This window comes from Brevundimonas sp. (assembly GCF_041919755.1).
Classification (GTDB): Bacteria; Pseudomonadota; Alphaproteobacteria; order Caulobacterales; family Caulobacteraceae; genus Brevundimonas.
This window is the reverse complement of the sequence record NZ_JAYRTD010000001.1, coordinates 291,714-311,012: the sequence shown is the minus strand read 5'-3', so window position 1 is coordinate 311,012 and position 19,299 is coordinate 291,714. Positions and strand designations below refer to the sequence as shown.

The 19,299-nt window shown below is 68.3% G+C and carries 21 protein-coding genes; 19 read left to right on the top strand and 2 right to left on the bottom strand.

The window, feature by feature from the left end; all coding sequences use genetic code 11:
- Positions 1–2 precede the first annotated feature (2 nt).
- The 4 genes from ACE3TH_RS01660 to ACE3TH_RS01645 all read left to right on the top strand — a co-directional run bounded on the left by ACE3TH_RS01660 (position 3) and on the right by ACE3TH_RS01645 (position 4,910).
- Positions 3–413, top strand: coding sequence for an MAPEG family protein (locus tag ACE3TH_RS01660; RefSeq protein WP_374596707.1), 411 nt, complete (start codon positions 3–5; stop codon positions 411–413).
- Positions 410–1,813: an RsmB/NOP family class I SAM-dependent RNA methyltransferase gene (locus tag ACE3TH_RS01655; protein ID WP_374596705.1), complete on the top strand. Its 1,404-nt coding sequence runs from the start codon at positions 410–412 to the stop codon at positions 1,811–1,813. Before ACE3TH_RS01660 ends, ACE3TH_RS01655 begins: the two co-directional genes overlap by 4 nt.
- Complete coding sequence (guaA, locus tag ACE3TH_RS01650) at positions 1,813–3,366, top strand: glutamine-hydrolyzing GMP synthase (protein WP_374596703.1); 1,554 nt, start codon at positions 1,813–1,815, stop codon at positions 3,364–3,366. Before ACE3TH_RS01655 ends, guaA begins: the two co-directional genes overlap by 1 nt.
- 290 nt (positions 3,367–3,656) lie before the next feature.
- Positions 3,657–4,910, top strand: a complete 1,254-nt coding sequence (locus tag ACE3TH_RS01645; RefSeq protein ID WP_055808164.1) for an integrase arm-type DNA-binding domain-containing protein — start codon at positions 3,657–3,659, stop codon at positions 4,908–4,910.
- Here ACE3TH_RS01645 and ACE3TH_RS01640 read toward each other — a convergent pair.
- Positions 4,864–5,157 carry an AlpA family transcriptional regulator gene (locus ACE3TH_RS01640; RefSeq protein ID WP_081600486.1) on the bottom strand — a complete coding sequence of 98 codons (294 nt, stop codon included), beginning with the start codon at positions 5,155–5,157 and terminating at the stop codon, positions 4,864–4,866. The genes ACE3TH_RS01645 and ACE3TH_RS01640 overlap by 47 nt on opposite strands.
- A 135-nt stretch (positions 5,158–5,292) precedes the next feature.
- Between ACE3TH_RS01640 and ACE3TH_RS01635 the strand changes: the two genes are divergently transcribed.
- Genes ACE3TH_RS01635 through arsH form a run of 5 tightly spaced genes read left to right on the top strand, consistent with a single transcriptional unit; the run spans position 5,293 to position 8,320 of the window.
- The gene (locus tag ACE3TH_RS01635) at positions 5,293–5,628 is read left to right on the top strand and encodes a helix-turn-helix transcriptional regulator (protein WP_017505590.1); all 336 of its coding nucleotides are present in this window, start codon (positions 5,293–5,295) and stop codon (positions 5,626–5,628) included.
- 7 nt (positions 5,629–5,635) lie between these two features.
- Complete coding sequence (arsC, locus tag ACE3TH_RS01630) at positions 5,636–6,061, top strand: arsenate reductase (glutaredoxin) (RefSeq protein WP_017505589.1); 426 nt, start codon at positions 5,636–5,638, stop codon at positions 6,059–6,061.
- Positions 6,058–7,137 (top strand): ACR3 family arsenite efflux transporter, encoded by a 1,080-nt coding sequence (gene arsB, locus ACE3TH_RS01625; RefSeq protein ID WP_055808168.1) that lies wholly within the window; start codon positions 6,058–6,060, stop codon positions 7,135–7,137. The genes arsC and arsB overlap by 4 nt, the downstream gene beginning before the upstream one ends.
- Positions 7,137–7,553 carry a GNAT family N-acetyltransferase gene (locus ACE3TH_RS01620; RefSeq protein WP_219895951.1) on the top strand — a complete coding sequence of 139 codons (417 nt, stop codon included), beginning with the start codon at positions 7,137–7,139 and terminating at the stop codon, positions 7,551–7,553. The genes arsB and ACE3TH_RS01620 overlap by 1 nt, the downstream gene beginning before the upstream one ends.
- Positions 7,553–8,320 (top strand): arsenical resistance protein ArsH, encoded by a 768-nt coding sequence (gene arsH, locus ACE3TH_RS01615; RefSeq protein WP_055808170.1) that lies wholly within the window; start codon positions 7,553–7,555, stop codon positions 8,318–8,320. Before ACE3TH_RS01620 ends, arsH begins: the two co-directional genes overlap by 1 nt.
- Before the next feature lie 12 nt (positions 8,321–8,332).
- Here arsH and ACE3TH_RS01610 read toward each other — a convergent pair whose 3' ends face one another.
- On the bottom strand, positions 8,333–8,758 hold the full coding sequence (locus ACE3TH_RS01610; protein WP_017505586.1) for a helix-turn-helix domain-containing protein: 426 nt from the start codon (positions 8,756–8,758) through the stop codon (positions 8,333–8,335).
- Positions 8,759–8,813: 55 nt separating this feature from the next.
- Between ACE3TH_RS01610 and ACE3TH_RS01605 the strand changes: the two genes are divergently transcribed.
- The 10 genes from ACE3TH_RS01605 to ACE3TH_RS01560 all read left to right on the top strand — a co-directional run bounded on the left by ACE3TH_RS01605 (position 8,814) and on the right by ACE3TH_RS01560 (position 19,298).
- Positions 8,814–9,491 carry a cation transporter gene (locus tag ACE3TH_RS01605; RefSeq protein ID WP_219895949.1) on the top strand — a complete coding sequence of 226 codons (678 nt, stop codon included), beginning with the start codon at positions 8,814–8,816 and terminating at the stop codon, positions 9,489–9,491.
- A gap of 142 nt (positions 9,492–9,633) precedes the next feature.
- A complete protein-coding gene (locus ACE3TH_RS01600) occupies positions 9,634–9,975 on the top strand; it encodes a hypothetical protein (RefSeq protein ID WP_374596698.1) in 342 nt (113 codons plus the stop codon).
- Positions 9,976–10,033: 58 nt separating this feature from the next.
- Positions 10,034–11,287 (top strand): TolC family protein, encoded by a 1,254-nt coding sequence (locus ACE3TH_RS01595; RefSeq protein ID WP_374596696.1) that lies wholly within the window; start codon positions 10,034–10,036, stop codon positions 11,285–11,287.
- A complete protein-coding gene (locus ACE3TH_RS01590; RefSeq protein ID WP_374596694.1) occupies positions 11,287–12,486 on the top strand; it encodes an efflux RND transporter periplasmic adaptor subunit in 1,200 nt (399 codons plus the stop codon). The genes ACE3TH_RS01595 and ACE3TH_RS01590 overlap by 1 nt, the downstream gene beginning before the upstream one ends.
- A 12-nt stretch (positions 12,487–12,498) precedes the next feature.
- A complete protein-coding gene (locus ACE3TH_RS01585; RefSeq protein WP_017505581.1) occupies positions 12,499–15,720 on the top strand; it encodes an efflux RND transporter permease subunit in 3,222 nt (1,073 codons plus the stop codon).
- Positions 15,720–16,322, top strand: coding sequence for a cation transporter (locus tag ACE3TH_RS01580; RefSeq protein WP_017505580.1), 603 nt, complete (start codon positions 15,720–15,722; stop codon positions 16,320–16,322). Before ACE3TH_RS01585 ends, ACE3TH_RS01580 begins: the two co-directional genes overlap by 1 nt.
- Positions 16,319–17,230 carry a cation diffusion facilitator family transporter gene (locus ACE3TH_RS01575; RefSeq protein ID WP_271164070.1) on the top strand — a complete coding sequence of 304 codons (912 nt, stop codon included), beginning with the start codon at positions 16,319–16,321 and terminating at the stop codon, positions 17,228–17,230. Before ACE3TH_RS01580 ends, ACE3TH_RS01575 begins: the two co-directional genes overlap by 4 nt.
- 82 nt (positions 17,231–17,312) lie before the next feature.
- Entirely contained in the window at positions 17,313–17,756 is a 444-nt protein-coding gene (locus ACE3TH_RS01570; RefSeq protein ID WP_219895945.1) for a DUF305 domain-containing protein, read from the top strand.
- A gap of 4 nt (positions 17,757–17,760) precedes the next feature.
- Complete coding sequence (locus tag ACE3TH_RS01565; protein ID WP_219895944.1) at positions 17,761–18,171, top strand: hypothetical protein; 411 nt, start codon at positions 17,761–17,763, stop codon at positions 18,169–18,171.
- Entirely contained in the window at positions 18,168–19,298 is a 1,131-nt protein-coding gene (locus ACE3TH_RS01560) for an acyltransferase family protein (protein ID WP_374596690.1), read from the top strand. Before ACE3TH_RS01565 ends, ACE3TH_RS01560 begins: the two co-directional genes overlap by 4 nt.
- The last annotated feature ends 1 nt before the right edge of the window (position 19,299 follow it).

Sequence of the window (19,299 nt, the reverse complement as noted above, 5' to 3'; positions counted from 1 at the left end):
TCATGACGACCGAACTGATCTATCTGTCGGCGACCCTGATCCTGGCGGTGGTGCAGATCTTCCTGCCCGCCGCCGGTCGCACGGCCCAGTATGGGGCCAAATGGAATGCCGGTGCCCGCGACGGCGACATGCCGCCGGTTAAGCCTGTCACGGCCCGCCTCGAACGCGCCCAGACCAATCTCTACGAGACCCTGCCGCTGTTTATCGGTGCGGTCCTGATCGCCCATGTCATGGGGGTTCAGGACGGTCTGACCCTGTGGGGCGCAGCCCTCTATTTCTGGGCCCGCGTCGTCTATGTGCCCCTCTACGCCTTCGGCGTGCCCTATCTTCGCACGGTCGTCTTCCTGGTCTCGCTGGTCGGGCTGTTGATGGTGATCGCGGCTCCCCTGTTGACCCTGATCGGAACGTCTTGACCCCAGCCGCCCGCCTCGTCGCCGCCGCCTCCATTCTGGACAGCATCGCCCAAGGCCGCGCGGCCGCCGATGTCGTCATCAAGGCCTGGGGCACGGCCAACCGCTATGCCGGGTCCAAGGACCGTCGCGCCATCGCCGAGCGGGTCTATCTGGTGCTGCGTTCGCGCGGTCGTCTGGTCCGCGCCATGGGTGGACGCGAGGATGGGCGGGCCCTGGTGATCGGTTCGCTGGCGTTTTTGGACAGGCTGTCGCTCGAAGAGATCGAGACCCTGCACAGTGGCGACGGCTATGGCCCACGCCCGCTGTCCAAACAGGAACGTGCCCGCATCGAGGCCGGGGAGGGCGATGACGCCGACGGTGCCGTCGCCGGTCTGCCTACCTTCGTGATCGAGGACTTCAAGGCGACGTTCGGCGACGACTGGGCCACGCAGGCGCAAGGGTTGATGGCGCGAGCCCCCGTCGATCTGCGCGTCAACACCGCCCGCACGACGCCGCAGGCGGCGAAAGCAGAGCTGATGGCGGCCGGTCTGACGCCGGAACCCATGCCGTGGTCGGCTGTGGGCCTGCGCCTGCCGTCCGAGCCAGCCCCGAATGTCCAGGCTCTGGACGCCTTCAACGGCGGCCGCGTCGAGATTCAGGACGAGGGCAGCCAGCTGGTAACCTGGCTGGCCGGAGCGGGCCTCTCCCTGACGCCAGATAGTGTCGTGATCGACTATTGCGCGGGCGGTGGGGGCAAGACTTTGGCCCTGGCCATGCTGGCGCTGCCCGTCGCCTCGTCCGGTCCGACCGCGCCACCCCGGGCCGCAGGCTGGTCGCCCGTAGGCGATGCTGATCCGGCCACCGCACCCAAGCCGCCAGTATCCGGGGTCCGTCTGATCGCCTGCGACGTCGTGCAGAAGCGGCTCGACAACATCCAGCCACGCCTGGCCCGAGCCGGCGTCGCTGCCGACCTGCGCCTGATCGGCCAGAATGGCGGCGGGGTGGAGGAGTTCAACGGCAAGGCGGATATGGTCTTCGTCGATGCGCCCTGCACCGGCTCGGGCGCGTGGCGTCGCCACCCGGAGGACGCATGGCGGCTCAAGGCGGACGAGGTCGAGCGGCTGCATGCCCTGCAACGGCGCATCCTGACTCAGGCAGCACAGCTGGTGAAGCCGCGCGGCCGCCTGGCCTATGTCACCTGTTCGGTCCTGCGCGCCGAGAATGAGGCGACGGCGGAGGCTTTCGAGGCCGCAAACCCCGGCTTCCGGCCGGTGGCCGTCGCCGATCTGGTCGCCACCCACACCCTGACCGATGCCGCCCGCGCCACGCTGGCAAAGGCTGCGAATGGCCACACCCTGCGCCTGTCGCCCGCCTCCACCGGCACCGACGGCTTCTTCATCGCGCTCTACGAGAGGACCTGATGACCGACCACCAGAAAGTCCTGATCGTCGATTTCGGCAGCCAGGTGACCCAGCTGATCGCGCGCCGCCTGCGAGAGGCCAGTGTCTATTGCGAAATCCATCCCTTCCAGAAGGCCGAAGCCGCGCTGGCTGCCATGAAGCCCGCGGCCATCATTCTCTCGGGCGGTCCCGAGAGCGTGCACGAAGAGGGCAGCCCCCGCGCACCGCAAGGCGTCTTTGAAGCCGGCGTGCCGGTCTTGGGCATCTGCTACGGCGAGATGACCATGTGCGAGCAACTGGGCGGCAAGGTCGAGGGCGGCCACACCCGTGAGTTCGGTCGCGCCGAGATCACCGTCCAGAAATCATCGCTTCTGCTGGCCGACCTGGCTCCCGTTGGTGAGGAGGAGACGGTCTGGATGAGCCACGGCGACAAGATCGTCGCCATCCCTCAGGGCTTTGACGTGGTCGCCACGTCTGAAGGCTCGCCCTATGCCGTGATCGCCGACGAGGCGCGCCGTTTCTACGGCGTGCAATTCCACCCCGAGGTCATGCACACCCCGCGCGGCCACCAGATGTTGAAGAACTTCACCCACGGCATCGCCGGGCTGAAGGGCGACTGGACCATGGCCGCCTACCGCGACGAGAAGATCGCCCAGATCCGCGAACAGGTCGGCGACGCCAAGGTGATCTGCGGCCTGTCGGGCGGCGTCGATTCATCCGTCGCGGCCGTGCTGATCCACGAAGCGATCGGCGACCAACTGACCTGCGTGTTTGTGGACACCGGCCTGCTGCGCAAGGACGAGGCCAAACAGGTCACGACCCTGTTCCGCGAGCACTACAACATCCCGCTCATACACGTTGATGCGTCGAAAGAATTTCTCGGCGCGCTGGCCGGGCAGTCGGACCCCGAGACCAAGCGCAAGACCATCGGCCGGGTCTTCATCGAGGTGTTCGACCGCGAGGCGTCCAAGATCGACGGCGCCGAATTCCTGGCCCAGGGCACCCTCTATCCCGACGTGATCGAAAGCGTGTCCTCGTCCAGCGGCAAGGCCCACGTCATCAAGAGTCACCACAACGTCGGCGGCCTGCCCGACTATATGAAGCTGAAGCTCGTGGAGCCGCTGCGCGAGCTCTTCAAGGACGAAGTCCGGGCGCTGGGCCGCGAGCTGGGCTTGACCGATGCCTTCGTGGGCCGCCATCCATTCCCCGGGCCAGGCCTGGCCATCCGCATCCCCGGCGAGATCACGCCCGATGCCGTCGAAACCCTGCAACAGGCCGACGCCATCTATCTGGACGAAATCCGCAAGGCCGGCCTCTACGACAAGATCTGGCAGGCCTTTGCCGTCTTGCTGCCTGTCAAGACGGTTGGCGTCATGGGCGACGCCCGGACCTATGAAAAAGTTCTGGCGCTGCGAGCCGTCACTTCCACCGACGGCATGACGGCGGACTTCTTTGAATTTCCCTGGGACGTTCTGGGTCGCACCGCGACGCGCATCGTCAATGAAGTCAGGGGCGTGAACCGCGTCGTCTACGACGTCACCTCAAAACCACCCGGCACGATCGAGTGGGAATAATTCGGGCCTTTCGGGAGCTTTCGAGAACGCTTCCGAAATGGGCTGTAAGTTGCTGACGCGAAAGTGAATTCTGTCGAGACCGTTCGGAGCCTTTCGGAGGGTCTTTTTTTCGTGATGCCGACCTGTCTGACGGTATCGCGCTCCGTTGCTCCCATGGATTCCGGCTCATACCGTCTGGGCCACGGCGAGCCGTTGACGGTATTCTTTTCAAGCAAGACGCTGAAAAGGCGAGAAAATATCGACCTCGAACCGCCGATTTCCGGGCCTGTCCGGTGCGAGGAGGTTTTACCGTGCTTACCGATGCCGCTCTGAAGAATTTGAAGCCTAAATCAAAGCCTTACAAGAGTACCGACAGGGACGGCTTGTACGCCTACATCTCGCCCGGGGGAGCGATCTCGTTCCGCTACGACTATCGCTTCAACGGTCGGCGAGAGACGCTCACCCTGGGGCGCTACGGACGGGGCGGTCTGAGCCTCTCGCAGGCGCGGGAACGTCTGTTCGAGATCAAGCGGACCATCGCGGACGGCGTGTCGCCCGCCCTGGAGAAGCAGCGCGCCAAGCGTCGTCTGAAAGAGGCGCGCAGCTTCGAGCATGTCGCCCAGCGTTGGATGGACACCGCACCGATGGCGGACAGCACACGGAACATGCGCCGGTCGATCTTCAATCGCGAGGTGCTGCCGCAGTGGCGAAACCGCCTGCTTAGCGAGATCACTCCCGACGACATCCGGGCGCACTGCAAGACCATCGTGGACCGCGGCGCGCCGGCGACGGCGATCCATGTGCGCGACATCGTCAAACAGATCTACGCCTGGGCGATTCTGCACGGCGAGAAGATCGACAATCCGGCCGACGGCGTCGGGCCGGCGTCGATCGCGACCTTCCGGCCGCGAGACCGCAGCCTGTCGCCGAGCGAGATCCGCATCATGCTGGGGCTTCTCGGAGAGGTGGCGACCCTGCCGACCATCCGGCTCGGGCTGAAGTTCATCCTGCTCAGCATGGTGCGAAAGAGCGAACTGCAGGATGGCGTCTGGCCAGAAGTGGATTTCGAGAACGCCGTCTGGTCGATCCCGGCGGCGCGGATGAAGCGCTCCCGGCCCCACAACGTCTATCTGTCGACCCAGATGCTCGACATCCTGATCGCCCTGAAGACCTGCGCGGGGAACTCCAAATACATCCTGCCGTCGCGCTACGACGCGGACGCGCCGATGTCGCGGGCGACCTTCAATCGCGTGACCTCCGCCATCGCCGCGCTGGCGAAGAAGCGGGGACTGCCTTTGGAGCCGTTCACCGTGCACGACCTGCGACGGACGGCTTCGACCCTGTTGCACGAGATGGGGTTCAACTCGGACTGGATCGAAAAGGGCTTGGCTCACGAGGAGCGGTCGTCGCGCGGGGTCTACAACAAGGCGGAGTTCGAGATGCAGCGACGGCATATGGCGCAGCAGTGGTCGGACGCGGTCGAGGCCTGGGAGGCCGGGCGGACGTTCACGCCGGTGCTCAGTGTGCCGGAGGGAGAGGGACCTCGCTTCGATCCAAAGTTCTGACGGGTCGGCTGACGCGTCGGCGGACATCGGGCGGCGGGGCGCGGCGGATCGGCTGGTTGCGGCGCCGCTCGAGCCACGCCTCGACCTCGGCCAGGTCCCAGACCACGCAGCGGGGCGTCAGAAGGAACCGCTTCGGAAACTCGCCCCGGCGCTCCATCTCCCAGATGGTGCTGTCGGCGAGCGGCACCATCTGGTGCAGTTCAGGTTTCTTGATCGTGCGGCGTAGGGGTGGGCTGGCCTGGGCCATCGAAATCTCCGCTTTGCTGGGAGAATCGAACCCGAAAGATTGCGACAGGCCTAGCCGTATCCTCTCCACCGTAGGCTTGCGCATCCCCTGGCGTCAGCGGCTTGAATACTTCCATATTTCGACTAATGCGGAACTATGGAAGCCGAAGCCTCGATTCTCGCTCTCGCTGCCCTGGCGCAGTCGACCCGGTTGGAGGCGTTTCGTCTCCTGGTCCGTCACGAACCGGAGGGCCTGCCGGCCGGTGACATCTCCAATCACCTCGCCATCCCGGCCAACACGCTTTCGTCCCATCTGGCCGTCCTAAGCCGGGCGGGGCTGATCCAGTCGGAACGTCGCAGCCGGTCGATCATCTATCGGGCCGACCTGGACCGGCTTCGCGACCTGGTCCTGTTCCTGCTCAAGGACTGCTGTGGGGGCAGGGCGGACCTGTGCGAGCCGCTGTTGGCAGACCTCGCGCCCTGTTGCTCGTGAGGACGCCATGGACATCGTAATCTATCACAACCCCGCGTGCGGGACGTCTCGCAACGCCTTGGAGCTGATCCGGCACGTCGGGATCGAGCCTCACGTAATCGAGTATCTGAAGACGCCGCCGTCGCGCGCCATGGTCGCTTGGCTGGCCGGGCGGACCGGCGCGCCGCTGCGTGACCTGCTGCGGGAGAAGGGCACGCCCTTCGCCGAGCTGGGTCTCGAGAACCCCGACCGGACGGATGAGCAACTGCTCGATGCGATCGAGGCCCATCCGATCCTGCTCAACCGTCCGATCGTCGTCGGTCCCCTGGGGGTTCGTCTCTGCCGCCCGTCGGAGGCCGTGCTGGACCTGCTGCCGGTCGAGAACCTGAAGCCCTTCACCAAGGAAGACGGAGAGGTCGTCATCGACGCCGACGGCCGGCGGGTGGGACGATGACCGAAGCGCCCGCCAGGTCGCCACGCCGCCTGTCGTTCCTTGATCGCTGGCTGACGGTGTGGATTTTCGCCGCCATGGCCGTCGGCGTTCTGCTCGGAACCATGGTGCCGGGCCTGCCCGCCTGGGTCGACAGCCTCTCGGTCGGTACCACCAACATCCCGATCGCCATCGGCCTGATCCTGATGATGTACCCGCCGCTGGCCAAGGTCCGCTATGAGGCCTTGCCGCGCGTGTTCGCCGACAAGCGGGTCCTCGCGCTGTCGCTGGTCCAGAACTGGATTCTGGGTCCGGTGCTGATGTTCGCTCTAGCGGCGATCTTCCTGCGCGATCAGCCGGAATATATGACCGGCGTGATCCTGATCGGCTTGGCGCGCTGTATCGCCATGGTGCTGGTCTGGAACCAGTTGGCCCGAGGCGACAACCAGTATGTGGCCGGTCTCGTGGCCTTCAACTCGATCTTCCAGATCCTGTTCTTCAGCCTCTATGCTTGGCTCTTCCTCACCGTTCTGCCGCCGCTGTTCGGCCTGCGGGGCAGTGTGGTGGACGTCAGCGTCTGGACCATCGCCGGAGCCGTGCTCGTCTATCTCGGCGTTCCGTTCGTGGCGGGCTTTTTGACGCGCCGCTGCCTGATCGCCCGCAAGGGCGCCGGTTGGTACGAGCGTCGTTTCCTGCCGCGCATCGGACCGATTACGTTGATCGCGCTGCTCTTCACCATCGTGGCCATGTTCAGCCTGAAGGGTGGAGAGGTCGTGGCCCTGCCGCTGGATGCCCTGCGCATCGCCATTCCGCTGACGATCTACTTCCTCGTCATGTTCGTCGTCAGCTTCCTGATGGGCAAGCTGATCGAGGCCGACTACCCGCGCACCACGGCGCTGGCCTTCACGGCGGCCTCCAACAATTTCGAGCTGGCCATCGCGGTCGCCATCGCGGCGTTCGGCCTGGCCTCGCCGGTCGCCTTCGCCGCTGTCATCGGCCCGCTGGTGGAGGTGCCGGTGCTGATCCTGCTGGTGTCGGTCGCCCTCTGGATGGGCCGGCGGTGGTTCCCGGAAACGGTCCCGCCGGCGGACGCCGGGTGATGGTGGTCCTCTATCTGATCGAACCGACCGACGCCGGCCTGATCGCCGCGCTGCGGGCCGAAGGCCTGCCCGCGCCCGACGCCGGCCGCTACTTCAGCGCCGATCACCACGGCGCCGTCGTCGGCTATGTCGGACTGGAAGGGGAGGGGCGCGACCTGCTGGTCCGCTCGCTGGTCGTCCTCGCCGACCGGAAAGCGCGGGGCCTGGGAGCCCGGGTGCTGGCCGCCGCCGAGATCATCGCCGGCGACATGGGCGGCGCACGCCTGCATCTGCTCACCACGGCGGCCGAGCCCTTCTTCGCCCGACACGGCTACCGGGCGGCGAACCGCCAGACGGCGCCGGAGGCGATCCGACGGACCCGCGAGTTCGCTGGACTCTGCCCGGCGTCGGCAGCCTATCTGACCAAGGACCTCTGATGGCCTTCGCCCGCCTGCGCCCGCTTCCCGATCCGGATCACCTGCCGGCCTTGGACAAGGCCTATCTCTCGGCCGATCCGGCCCGCGGTCTGGGGCCGCACGACCAACCACCCCGGATCCTGCTCCTCTACGGATCGCTGCGCGAACGGTCCTACTCGAGGTTCTGCGTCGAGGAGGCGGCTCGCCTGCTGCAATGGATGGGATGCGAGACCCGCATCTTCGACCCGTCGGACCTGCCTCTTCCGGGGGCGCCGGGCGACGATGACCACCCGGCGGTGCGCGAACTGCGCGACCATGCCCTGTGGTCCGAAGGCATGGTCTGGTGCAGCCCGGAGCGGCACGGTCAGGTCTCGGGCCTGATGAAGCTGCAGATCGATCATCTGCCCCTGAGCATGGGCGGCGTGCGCCCGACCCAAGGGCGGACCCTGGCCGTCATGCAGGTCTCCGGCGGGTCGCAGAGCTTCAACGCCGTCAACACCCTGCGGCTGCTCGGCCGCTGGATGCGGATGATCACCATTCCCAACCAGTCGAGCGTGGCCAAGGCCTTCCAGGAATTCGACGACGCCGGGCGAATGAAGCCGTCCGCCTACTATGAGCGCATCGTCGATGTGATGGAGGAGCTGGTCCGTTTCACCATCCTGTCCCGGCCTCACGCCGCGCAGCTGGTCGATCGCTATTCCGAGCGCAAGGCGGTCGGAATTCCGATCGACGCAGCGACCGATCTCTCGTCGATAGCGGTTGCGCCCCAATCCCGACCAAACGCCTGAATGTCGGTCTGCTTAATGTCGGCAGTCTCGGTCCTGAAGGACTTCGATGACCTTGCAGGCTGAAACCCGGCCGCCGGCGCAGTCGGCCGTCATCCGTGAAAGTTCAGTCTGGAGCGCCTGTAACTGCCGAATCTTCTCCGTGACATCGGCCAGATGCCGTTCCGCGATGGCGTTCGCGTCACTGCAGGTGCGGTCGGGGTGATCGGCAAGGTCGAGGAGCGAGCGGATAGCGTCGAGGTCGAAGCCCAACTGGCGGGCGTGCCGGATAAAGCCGAGCCGGCGTAGTGCGGGTTCGTCGTAGAGCCGACGGTCGCTGGCGGTGCGCGGCGGCTCGGGCAGGAGCCCGGCCTGCTCATAGAAGCGGATGGTCGGCACCTTCACGCCGGTCGCGGCGGAGAGCTTGCCGATGGTCAGATGCGGAGCGGGAGTGAGCGTCATCGGCTGAAAATAGGCGCTTGATCCTCTAGTGACTAGAGGATGTAGACCAGTCTTCATGGACACGAGCGAGACCGCCTGCCGCCCGGCCGCCGGCTGCTGCGGACACGATGTGAAGTTTGACGGCTCCACGCCGGCCTATCGCCGCGTGCTGGTGGCCGTGATCGTCATCAACCTCGTCGGCTTCGTCGCGGTCTTGGCCGGCAGTCTCGCGCAGGGGTCGGCCGCGCTCGCCGCCAACGCCCTCGACTTCCTCGCCGACAGCGTGACCTACGCCGTGAGCCTTTGGGTTATCGGCCGCTCGGTGCGCCTCCGCGCCGGCGCAGCCCTCGCCAAGAGCGCCAGCCTGGTCGTGCTGGGGCTGTCGGTCCTCGGCTTCGCGGTCTGGCGGGCCATGACCGGGGCCGCGCCGGAGGGCTTCGTGATCACGGGCCTGGGTCTGTTCGGCTTCGCCGCAAACCTGGTCGCCGCCACCCTGCTGCTGCGCTTCAGGGACGGAGACGCCAATGTTCGATCGGTCTGGCTCTGTACGCGCAACGACCTGGCCCACAACCTCGGCGTCGCCGCGGCGGGCGGTCTGGTCTGGCTGACGGGATCGCGCTGGCCGGATCTCGCCGCCGGCGCCCTGCTGGCCTTCATCTTCCTTCAATCCGCATGGTCGATCACCCGTCAGGCGCTCGTCGAGACCCGCGTGAACGCTCGCTCGTCCGCCGCCCTGCCTGGAGCGGGCGCTTGATCCGCCGGGCCCGATCCGGCGTGACCGGTCGTCGCAGCAGGGCGGGTCGGAGCGCCTGCCCGTCGCGCAAGGCCGGGGCCGCCGGAGCAGCGTACTGTGTAACAGATTGCCGATACGGGCGAACGAAAGTATGCAGCCGCCGATGACCTGGTCGATGGTGACATGGGCGAAGTTGATTCTGGCGGTGACCTTCGTCGCCGCCGCCTTCTTCGTCGCGCCCATCGCTGACGCAGCGACCTGCCAGCCCGAACCGCCCGCCGCCCACGCCCTGGTCGATCACGATCCGGCCGAAGGCGACCACACCGGCGGCAAGGACCACGGCATCTGCTCTCACGGCCATTGCCATCACAACGCCGCCGCTCGCACGACGGTCGGCGAGGACCTGCCTCTGCAAGTCTCCGACCGGCCGCTCCACGCCTTGCCCCTGAGCGATCTCTTCGGCTCCATCGCGCCCGACGGACTGAAACGCCCTCCCAGAGCCTGACACGACGACCGCGCTTCGGCGCGGCCTCTCTCGTGTCACTCCCTCTGGAAGATGAATCATGCCTGCCTCATATCGCCGGCCGCCGCGTTTCGCGGTCGGCTGCGCGCTCGCCGCTCTCGCGGCTGTGCTGGCCAGCCCCGCGTGGGCTGACCCTGCGCCTTCGTTCGCCGAGCTCCTCGCCCGGCTAGACCAGACCCCGGCCACCCTGGAAGCCGGCGCGCTTCTGGACGCCGCTGAAGCCCGGGCGCGCCAGGCGCGTGTCCGCCCCAACCCGACCCTCGCGCTCGATGCCGAGAACGCGTTCGGGAGCGGGCCCTTCTCTGGCTACGGCAATGCCGAGACCACGCTCTCGATCACTCAGGATCTTGAGCTCTGGGGTCGACGCACGGCTCGCATCAACGCGGCCCGCGCCGATGCCGGGACCGCCTCGCTCCGACGAGATCTGGCCGTGGTCGACGCCGCCGGACGGTTGGCGCTGGTCTACGCCGACGCCGAGGCGGCCGAGCGGCGCGCGACCTTGGCCGAGGAGAACCTGAGCCTCACCCTCGCCGACGCCCGCGCGGCCTTGGTGCTGGTGGAGGAGGGGCGCGAGCCGCTTCTGCGCGGCATCCAGGGCGAGAGCGAAGCCGCCGCCGCGCGCGCCGGTCTCGACGAAGCCATCGCCGAACGGGACGCGGCCTTCGCCCGGCTCACGGCGGTGGCCATGCTCGCCGAGCCGGTGACGACCATCGACGTCAGCTTGCTGGACCTCGCGCCGGCGACCGCCCTTTCGCCGACGGGCCAGACGCCGACCGTGCGCGTGGCCGAGGCTGAGCGCTCGGCCGCAGAAAGCCGCATCGCGGTCGAACGCACGCGGTCGCGACCGGACGTCAGCGCCAGCGTCGGACTTCGCCGCTACGAGGCGGAAGACGCGACGGCGCTGACCTTCGGCCTCAGCCTGCCCCTGCCGCTGTTCGATCGGAACCGCGGCAACATCGAAGCCGCCCAGGCGGACTTCAGGGCGGCCGACGCCCGGCTGATGACCGCCCGTCAGGAAGCCCAGGCGGACCGGGCCGCAGCACAGGCGCGCCTCCGCGCCTCGGTGAGCCGCGTCAACGCCGCCGACGCCGGGGTGACCTCCGCCGAAGAAGCCTACCGCCTCTCGCGGATCGGCTTCGAGGCGGGCCGGATCTCGCAGCTTGAGCTTCGCGCGACCCGTACCGCCCTGGTCAACGCCAGAACCGCCGCCGTGGACGCCCGCCTCGCCCGGGTCCGCGCGGAAATCGATCTCGCGCGCCAGGACGGCCGCGCCCCCTTCCAAGGAGCCCAATGATGCGCAAGCGCACTTCCAATAAGACCTTGCTGATCGGCGGGGTCGCCGCCCTCGTCATCCTCGGGGCCGGGGGTCTTTACCTCGCCATGGGACGGTCGGATCCGCCCGCCGCCGAAGGCGCGGCGGCTGAAGGCGAAGCCAGTCACGCCGAAGAGGAGGGCGGTCACGCCGAAGGCGAGGCCGAAGCGCCCGAGGGCTTCGTCGCTCTCAGCGCCGCCCAGGCCCAAGCCGCCAATCTGGTCGTCGTCGGCGTCGGTCGGGGCGGGGGCGCCGAGACCCGGCTCTCCGGTCGCGTCGAACCCATGATCGACGCCCGCGCCGCCGTCGCCGCGTCTGTCGGCGGACGGGTGGAACGGGTGCTGGTGGCGCCCGGCCAGTCCGTTCGGATCGGCCAGCCCCTGGCCAGCCTCGTGAGCGGCGACGCGGCCACCTTCCGCGCCGACGCGGACGCGGCCGCGGCCCAGTCCGAAGTCGCGCGCCAGGCCTATCAGCGCAACAGCAACCTCGCCGACCAGGGCGTCGTCGCCCGGCAAGAGGTCGAGGCGTCCCGGGCGCAGCTGCTCAGCGCCGAGGCGGCGGCCCGAGCGGCCCGCGCGCGGTCGAGCGCGGCCGGATCGCCCAACGCCGCCGGACGGCTGAGCGTGAACAGCCCGATCGCCGGCGTGGTCACCAGCGTTCAGGTCGGCCCGGGCGGCTTCGTCCCGCAGGGCGGCGTGATCGCCGAGGTGACCAACCCCGCCCGCGTCGAACTCGTGTTCAATGCGCCGCCGCACCTTGCGGCGCTCGTCCGCGCGGGATCGAACTTGCGGGTCTCCAGCCCCGCGGGCGATTTCGACGCCGTCGTCACCGGCGTCGCCGCCGGGGCGGGCGCGGAAAGCGGCGCCACCGTGATCCGGGCGCGCCCGACGGGAGCGACCCTGCCGCCGGCCGGCTCCGCCGTCACCGGCGCGATCGTGACGGGTGAAGCCGCCGGCGGCCTGACCGTGCCGACGGAAGCCATCCAGACCGTCGACGGCGCCAGCGTCGTCTTCATACAGGTCCCGAACGGCTTCCAGCTCCGTCCCGTGCTCGTCGGTCGCCAGGCCGGGGGACGCACGGAGATCCTGCGCGGCCTCGACGGGTCCGAGCGGGTCGCCGGAACCAACGCCTTCCTCCTCAAAGCCGAACTCGCCAAGGGCGAGGCCGAGCACGGCCACTAAGGGGGCGCGCGAATGTTCAAATTCATCATCGAGCTGTCGGTCAAATTCCGATGGTTCATCGTCCTGGCCACGGCGCTCGTCGCGGCCTACGGCCTCCTCGAACTGACACGGTTGCCGATCGACGCAGTGCCGGACATCACCAACCGCCAGGTGCAGGTGACCACCGTCGCCCCGGCCCTGGCCCCCGAACAGATCGAACGTCAGGTCACCTATCCGATCGAGACCGCCATGGCCGGCATCCCCGGCCTGACCTCGACCCGGTCGCTGAGCCGCAACGGCTTCAGCCAGGTGACCGTCATCTTCACCGACCAGACGGACATCTATTTCGCCCGTCAGCAGGTCGCCGAACGACTGGCGCAGGCGCGCGAGACGATGCCCGAAGGTGTCGAACCGGCGCTGGCGCCCATCACCACCGGCCTGGGCGAGGTGCTGATGTGGACGGTGGACTACAAGCCGTTCAACAGCGCCAACCTGGCCAGGCCGGGCCAGACCGGCTGGCAGGCCGGCGGCGCCTATCTGACGCCTGAAGGCGATCTCCTCACCACCCCGCAACAGCGCGCCACCTATCTGCGCACCGTGCAGGACTGGATCATCGCTCCGCAGATGCGGACGGCGCCCGGCCTGGCCGGCGTGGATACGGTCGGCGGTTATGTGAAGGAATACGCGGTTCGTCCGGATACGGCGCGTCTGTCGGCCTACGGGCTCGGCATGGGCGACCTCATCCAGGCGCTCGACCGGGCCAACACCCAGGCCGGGGCCGGCTATGTGCAGCGTGCGGGCGAGGCCCTGACCGTTCGCACGGACGCGCTGGCCTCGACCGTCGAGGACCTCGCCCAGGCGCCTGTCGTCAATCGAAGCGGCCTTGTGGTCCGCGTCGCCGACGTCGCCACCGTCGAGGTCGGCCAGGCCCCGCGTCTGGGCGGCGCCAGCCGCGACGGACACGAAGCGGTCCTCGGCACCGCCCTGATGATCGCGGGCGGCAACAGCCGCACCGTGGCCCAGGCCGCCGGCGATCGGCTCGAGGAGGTGCAGAAGACCCTGCCGCCCGGCATCGAGGCCGTGACGGTGCTGGACCGAAGCGCCCTGGTGAACTCGACCATCGCCACGGTGGCGCGCAATCTGACCGAAGGCGCGCTCCTGGTCATCGTCGTGCTCTTCCTGCTGCTCGGCAACATCCGGGCGGCGAGCATCACGGCGTTGATGATCCCGATCAGCTTCCTGTTCGCCGTCATCGGCATGAACCGGTTCGGCATCAGCGGCAATCTGATGAGCCTCGGCGCGCTGGACTTCGGCCTGCTTGTCGACGGCGCCGTGGTCGTTGTCGAGAACACCCTGCTGATGCTCAGTCAGAAGCGCGCGGAGGCCGGGCGCATGCTGACGCGGCGCGAGCGTCTCGGCGTCGCCGCCGCGGCGGCGCGCCAGATGGTCAAGCCGGCCGCCTTCGGTCAGCTGATCATCCTGCTCGTCTTCACCCCCCTGCTGATGCTGGAAGGGGTCGAAGGCAAGACCTTCATCCCGATGGGCGCGACGGTTATGCTGGCCTTGGTCGGCGCCTTCATCTTCTCCTTCACCTTCGTGCCGGCGATGACGGCGCTCTTGGTGCGGGATCCCAAGAAGGTCGAGGTCGACGAACACGGCCATGCCCACGAGCACGAGACCTTCCTGCTGCGCCACGCGCGCCGCTGGATCGCTCCGGCCATTCGCACGGCCGTCGATCGTCCGAAGATCGTCCTGCTCTCCGCGCTCGGCGCCCTGGTCATCGGCGGCGTCACCTTCACCACCCTCGGCCGGGAGTTCATCCCGACCCTGGACGAAGGCGACATCGCCATGCAGGCGCTGCGGGTTCCGTCAGCCTCGCTCGAGCAGTCGCTCGCCATGCAGATGGCGATCGAGCGGGCGATCAAGGCCCAGCCGGAAGTGGAGACCATGTTCTCGCGGACCGGCACCGCCGAAGCGGCTGTGGACCCCATGCCGCCCAACATCTCCGACAGCGTCATCGTTCTGAAGGACCGCAAGGACTGGCCCAACCCGGGTCTGGAGAAGGAGGAGCTGATCGCCCGCTTCGAGGAAGTCGCGTCGCGGCAGATCGGCAACAACTTCGAATTCAGCCAGCCGATCGAGCTCCGCTTCAACGAGCTGATCTCGGGGGTGCGGACCGATCTGGCGGTCATGGTCTATGGCGACGACTTCGCCACCATGCAGCGGGTCGCCGACCAGGTGGCCAACGCCCTGCGCCAGACGAACGGGGCGGCCGACGTGAGGGTGGAGCAGGCGTCCGGCCTGCCTACCCTGACGATCAGCGTGGACCGGTTCGCCGCGGCCAACTACGGCCTGTCGGCGGCCGACGTCTCCGAAGCGGTTTCGGCCGCGATCGGCGGCGCCGAGGCCGGCCGCATCTTCGAGGGCGACCGGCGTTTCGACGTCGTGGTCCGTCTCCCTGACGACGCGCGCAACGATCCGGCGGCGCTGGCGGCCTTGCCGATCGTTTCATCGACCGGCGTGACCGTGCCCCTGTCCTCGGTCGCGCGCATCCAGAGCGCCGAGGGACCGAACCAGATCAGCCGCAACGACGGCAGCCGCCGCATGGTCGTCCAGGCCAATGTGCGCGGTCGCGATCTGGGCGGCTTCGTCACCGACGCCCAGAAGTCGGTGGATCAGGTTCAGCTCCCCCCGGGCGTTCGCCTGGACTGGGGCGGCCAGTTCGAGAACCTCAAGCGCGCCGAGCAGCGGCTGGGCCTGGTCATTCCGATCGTCTTCGTCCTGATCGGCGTATTGCTGTTCATGGCGCTGGGCTCCTTCGCCGAGGCGGGTCTGGTGTTCGCCTGCGTGCCGCTCGCCCTGGTGGGCGGGGCGCTGGCGCTGCTCCTGCGCGGCATGCCGTTCTCCGTCTCGGCGGCTGTCGGTTTCATCGCCGTCTCCGGCGTGGCGACGCTCAACGGCCTGGTGCTCATGCAGGCGATCCGCGAGCGGCTTCAGGCGGGATTGCCGCCCCGTGACGCGGCCATCGAGGGTGCGTCCAGCCGCCTGCGGGCGGTGCTCACTACCGCCATGGTGGCGATCGTCGGCTTCATTCCGATGGCCATCGCTCACGGCGCGGGGGCCGAGGTTCAGAAGCCGCTGGCGACCGTCGTCATCGGCGGCCTGATCACCGCCACCGCCCTGACCCTGCTGGTCCTCCCGACCTTCGCGGCCAAGGCGGTGCGTCATCGCAAGGACGAGGGGATCGAAGACTGATGGCCCGGCCCCAGGATGACCGTCAGCAGCGCCGGACGCTGCTGACGGTTCTCGGCCTCAACGCCGGCCTGGCGGCGGCGCTCGGGATCGGCGGCGTGTCCGCCGATTCCAGCGCCTTGCTGGCCAATGCGCTGGATAACGCCTCGGACGCGGCGGTCTATCTGATCAGCTTTTTGGCCATCGGTCGGGCAGGGACCTGGAAACGGGGCGCCGCAAGGGCGTCGGGGATCATGTTGCTGGTCTTCGCCGTCGGCGTCCTCGTCGACGCCGTGCGCCGGGTGATCACCGGAACCGAGCCGATCGGTCCGACCATGATGGCGCTCGCCCTGGTCGCCGCCGTCGTCAACCTGATCTGCCTGCAGCTCATCCGCCGCCAGCACAGCGGCGACGTCAACATGAAGGCGGCCGAGACCTTCAGCTTCAACGACTTCGCGTCCAACGGCGGCATCCTCGTCGCCGGCGGTCTGGTCCTCTGGCTCGACCAGGCCTGGCCCGACCTCGTCGTCGGCGTTCTCGTCGCGGCGATCGCGATCAAGGGCGGCGTCGAGATTCTCCGCGACGCCAACGCCGCCTCCGACCACCCACAGGAACGCGCTTCATGACCATCCACGACCATTCCAACGGGCACGCTCACGACCACACCGCCGGGGCCAACGCCCGGCAGCTCACCATCGCCCTGGCGCTGACCGGGACCTTCCTGATAGTTGAGGTCATCGGCGGCCTGGTGTTCAACAGCCTCGCCCTGCTGTCGGACGCCGCGCATATGTTCACCGACGCGGCGGCCCTCGCCATCGCGCTGTTGGCGATCAAGATCGGCCAGCGGCCGGCGGATGAGAAACGCACCTTCGGCTACAGGCGGTTCGAGATCCTGGCGGCGGCGTTCAACGCCGTGCTGCTCTTCGTCGTCGCCGGTTACGTCCTCTACGAGGGGATCAAGCGCATTCTGGATCCCGAGCCCGTCGGCTCGATCGGCATGCTGATCGTCGCCGCCGCCGGCCTGGTGATCAATCTGATCTCCATGCGCATCCTGTCGAGCGGCAAGGATCGCAGCCTCAACGTCAAGGGCGCCTATCTCGAGGTCTGGGCGGACATGCTCGGCTCGCTCGGCGTCCTCGTCGCCGCCGTCGTCATCACCGTGACGGACTGGCGCTGGGTCGATCCGATCGTCGCGATCGCCATCGGCCTGTGGGTCCTGCCCCGCACCTGGATCCTGCTGCGCGACACCACCCACATTCTGCTGGAGGGCGCCCCGCGCGGCGTGGCCCTGTCGGACGTGCGGGTCGCCATCCTCGCCACCCCCGGGGTCGCCAGCCTTCACGACCTCCACGTCTGGGTTTCGGGCGCGGATCAGGCGAGCTGCACGGTTCACGTCGTGCTGTCGGAGGGCGCCGACGCCGATGCTGTCCGACAGGCCGTCGGCGACATGCTCGAAGAGCGCTTCGACCTGCATCACACGACCGTCCAGACCGAGCTCGAGCCCTGCGGTGACGCCGGAGGTCTGCACGTATGACCCGAAGCGACGACCCAGCCCGGTCCGCCGCCATGAGGGGCGACGAGATCCAAACCCTTTTTCAAACTCAAAGGAAAACGCCATGAAGCGCACCGGTTGGATCTCGGTGATCGCGGTCTTCCTCGCCGTCGCCGCCTTCGCCTTCGGCATTCTGTCCCGTCGAGGCGCCCCCGACGCCTCCGCCCCGCCGCCGGTCGAGGCGCGAGCGATTGATGGGCACGCCGGCCACGAGGGCGCGCCCTCGGATACGCCGTCGACCCGCGCCTATCGGGAGGCCGCCGACCGCATGCACCAGGCAATGAACATCGACTACTCCGGCGACGCCGACATCGACTTCCTGCGCGGCATGATCGCCCACCACGAAGGCGCGATCGCCATGGCCAGGATCGCCGTGGAGGAGGGCGAGGCGGATGACGTGCGCGGCCTGGCGCAGGAGATCATCCGCGCCCAGGAAGCCGAAATTTTGCGGATGCGGATCATGCTGGCGCGGCACGAGGACGCGCCGGCAGTCTCAGAACGGCCCTGACCCCATGGCCGGCAAGCGCTTCACGGTCCGCAGCCGCAGCATCCGCTGGCGCCAAGGGCGCTACAAGGGCCGCCGCGGCTCGAGCCCGCGCCGGCCGCCGAAGCCCCGGCCAGTACTTGATGTCGTAATCGCCGTCGGCGCCAGCCTGATCGCGGCCTTCGTCGTCCTGTGCATGGCCTTCTCCCTGCTCGGCGCCTACGGAACGCCGCTCTACATCGGCTACGGCGTGATGATGAGCCTGGTGACGGGCGGCTGTCTGGTGTTCGGTCCCCGCGACCGGGCCGGATTGATGATCGCCGGCGGGCTCGGCGTGCTTTGCGTCGCCGGAACGCTCATCCTGTACGGGGTGCGGGCGGACGTGCACTACCATCCTCACGCCAACGAACGCCCCGCCGCCACAGGGAAGCGCGAATGACGAGAAGCTCCGACGGGGAAGGTCAGGCCCGCCGCCCCGCGCGCATCGCCCGCGGAGGGTGGCTGGACGTGCTGCGGTTCGCCGCGGGATCGCTGATCATCCTCTACCACTTCCGGGAAGCGGCCCCGCTGCCGCTCGGACAGATCCATCCGGTGTTCGACCGGGGGTTCCTGCTGACCAATTTCTTCATCATCGACTCCGGCTATGTGCTGGCCCGGATCTACGGCGAGTGCCTGGCCTCGGGCGGGATCGACGTCGGGGCCTACGCGCGCCAGCGGCTGCTGCGCGTGTTCCCGGCCCATCTGGCCGTGATCGCCGGTCTCGCGGCCTTGGTCGCGGCCGCCGCTCTGGCCGGGGTCCGACCGAGCAATCCCCAATGGTTCGACTGGAGCCAGCTGCCCGCCCAGGTCTTGCTCGTGCAGGCCTATGGCGTGCCGGGCGGCGTCGGCTGGAACGCGCCGACCTGGACGCTGTCGGCTCTGATCGGCTGCTATCTGCTCCTGCCCTGGATCTGCCGGGCGCTCTGGAGCCGACCCCGGGCCACGGCCGCGATCGCGATCACCCTGCTTCTCGCCGCCGACGTCGCCAGCCGCGTCTGGCTGGGCGATCCGGTCTATCGCCTCCCCCTGCGGTTCGGATTCCTCCGCGCCCTTCCGCTCTTCCTGCTGGGCGTGGCCGCCGCCGTGGTCGGTGCGCGCGTCTACGTGCGTCCGTCCGTGGCGGGCGCCTTGGGACTCGGCGCTTTCGGTGCGCTCGCGCTCGGTCAGGCCGTTGGCCCCTTCGGCCTGGCCTCCCTGCTGCTGATGACGATCATCATCTGGGCGGCTGGAGCCTTGCCCGTGGTGCGCTCGTCGCGCCTGATCGAACACCTCGGCTTGATGTCGTTCGCGATGTTTCTCACCAATGAAGTCGCCCGCATCGTCTGGTTCGGCGTCTTCGACGCCGTCGGACAGTCGGACTGGTCCATCGGGATGCGCTGGGGCGTCTGGGCCGCCGGTCTGGCGGCGGCGTTCATGGGGGCGGCGGCGTTCCGGTATGGGTTCGACCGGCCGGTTCAGGCCTGGTTGAACCCGCCGAGGCCTGCGACGCCTGCGCCGGGGGTCAGCGCGGATCGGCCGGTGGCCTAGG